2 protein-coding genes are annotated in these 2,404 nt (G+C 60.1%); both read right to left on the bottom strand.

The genetic code is table 11. The features are described 5' to 3' along the window. The coding region (locus P0D73_RS46230; protein ID WP_408436414.1) for a TAXI family TRAP transporter solute-binding subunit at nt 1–1,100 on the bottom strand (1,100 nt) is incomplete at its 3' end. A gap of 119 nt (nt 1,101–1,219) precedes the next feature. Next, entirely contained in the window at nt 1,220–2,404 is a 1,185-nt protein-coding gene (gltS, locus tag P0D73_RS46235; protein WP_408436417.1) for a sodium/glutamate symporter, read from the bottom strand.

Raw genomic sequence — 2,404 nt, forward strand, 5'->3', positions numbered from 1 at the left:
CGCCCCTCCACCATGCGCGGCAACGCCTGTAGCAAGCCGAGCATTACGGCTATGAACGGTACCAGGATCAGCAGACGCCTTTCGACAAAGCTGGCCAGCCAGAACGGAAGGTAGCGCTGCAGGAACGGACGACCGGATTTGAAGTAGCGCGTGCTTTCGTCCGAAATGGGAAATTCGTCGGTGTTCAGGTTGGGAAACGCGCCGTGCGGCGTAAAGTAATCTTCGGCGCCGTGCACGGTTCTGGCCGCGTCTAGCAGCAGGTAGACCAGTGCGGGATGCATGGTGTCTTTCGACACGAGCAGAGCGGTGGCGGCTAACAGGGTGACGTCAGCTTGCGGAAGGTCATCCACTATGCTGATCGAGGCGCGGGAAAAAACGATCTTGGAGAGAGACGGGAATTTTTGCACCAGCGCGTCGGCCTGGGCAAAACCCATCAGTTTCAGATTGCTGTTGAGTAGCGTGTGCTGCATCGGAGCGTCGGGCCTGCCTATAAAAAAAGCAGCATCCAGCTTGCCGTCTTCAAGGCCTTGATATGCCGTGACGGCATCCATTTGCATCAGCGAAGTATTGTCCCGAGTGACGCCGCTATAGGAGAGCAATACCTGGGCGACATTGAGCAGCCCGCTGCCGGAGACGCCGATGGCGATCCTTTTGCCGCGCAGTTGCACGAGCCGGTTGACGGTGATGTCGCCACGATAGAACACCCAGATCGGTTCATATGAGACGGCAGCGATGGTCTGCAGATGATCGGTTTCTTTCGGGCTTGTGGTGCCTGATTGAATAAAACCCACCTCGTATTCGCTATCCGGATTCTTCAGCCGTTCATAGTTTTCGACCGAACCGGAAGAACTGCGGATAACCAGAGTAATGCCGTCGCGTTTCAGGATGGGCGCATAGCGATCCGCAAAACCGCGATAGATACCGTTGTCCGCCCCGGTTGTAATGACGATCGTGCGTTGGATGGCGGGCTTGATGAGCGTCGCAAGCGCCCAACCCAGCGCGGCCAGCAACAAGATTGCGCCAATGAACAGAAGCCGCCGGCGCCCGGGTGTTATGGGGGCTTTGCTGCTACGCTGAAGCACTGGGTTGTGCCTGGTCATTATTCGGCATCTCCCGTCTGGCCTGTTCCGCGCGAGGTGGACTCGGCGAGCCTCTGTGCGGCACCGTTGCCGGCAGTCGCGAATGACCCGCGGAGTTTGTCACCTGCAGGTGTCCGCCGTCAGCCATAGAGCGGCAGCAACAAAAACAACTTGATGACGATCGCATTCGCGATGTCGATAAAAAACGCCCCCACCATAGGCACGACCAGAAAGGCCAGATGGGAAGGACCGAACTGTCCTGTGATCGCCTGCATGTTGGCTATCGCAGTCGGTGTTGCCCCGAGGCCGAATCCACAGTGACCGGCTGCGAGCACTGCCGCGTCATAGTTGCGCCCCATCACCCGAAACGTGACGAAAATGGCGTAAGCCGCCATCGCGATCGCCTGCACCACCAGAATGACGAACAGCGGCAAAGCGAGCGATGCGAGATCCCCCAACCGCAGGCTCATCAACGCTATAGCAAGAAAGAGACCGAGGCTAACGTTGCCGAGTACCGACACCGCGTCCTCGAACACGCGATACCAGCCGCGCACCGCGAGCCCGTTGCGCAGTACGACACCGACGAACAGGACGCACACGAACGCCGGCAACTCGAAAGCCGTACCGTTCAGCAATAACGCGATCGCCGAACCCACGGCAAGACAAACCGCAATCAGCGCGACGGTTTCGATGACGGCCTCCGCGGTGATCGGCCGTACCGTATTGGGCTCCTCGAAACCGGTCGAGGTTGCACCTTCCGTCTCCGGATTCGGGGCAAGCCGATAGCGGGTGATCAGAAAGCGCGCGACCGGCCCGCCGATCAATCCCCCGAGTATCAGACCGAAGGTGGCACAGGCAATCGCAATTTCGGTCGCCGATGCGAGGCCGTGGCGCTCGGCAAACACCTTGGCCCACGCCGCACCCGTGCCGTGGCCACCCGATAGCGTGATGGACGCCCCAAGCAGGCCGAGCAACCGCTCCTGGCCCAGTGCCCAGGCGAGTCCGATACCGAGCGCATCCTGCATCACGAGCAGGCCGACCACGACACCCAGAAAGGCCATCAGCGAGCGCCCGCCCGCTTTCAGTCGGGCGAGGTCTGCATTCAGGCCGATGGTGGCGAAGAACGTCAGCATCAGCGGCACTTGAAGCGTGGTATCGAAACGGACGTCGATCTGCAGGGCGCGGTTCAACGCAAACACCAGCAGCGATACAAGCAGGCCGCCGACAACCGGTTCGGGGATGCTGTACGTACGCAGAAGTCTGACCCGGGCAAGAATCTGTCGTCCAAGGAGAAGAACGAGCGACGCGGCCATCAGCACTTCCAG

Origin of the sequence: Paraburkholderia sp. RL18-101-BIB-B (assembly GCF_046026985.1) — a bacterium.
Classification (GTDB): domain Bacteria; phylum Pseudomonadota; class Gammaproteobacteria; order Burkholderiales; family Burkholderiaceae; genus Paraburkholderia.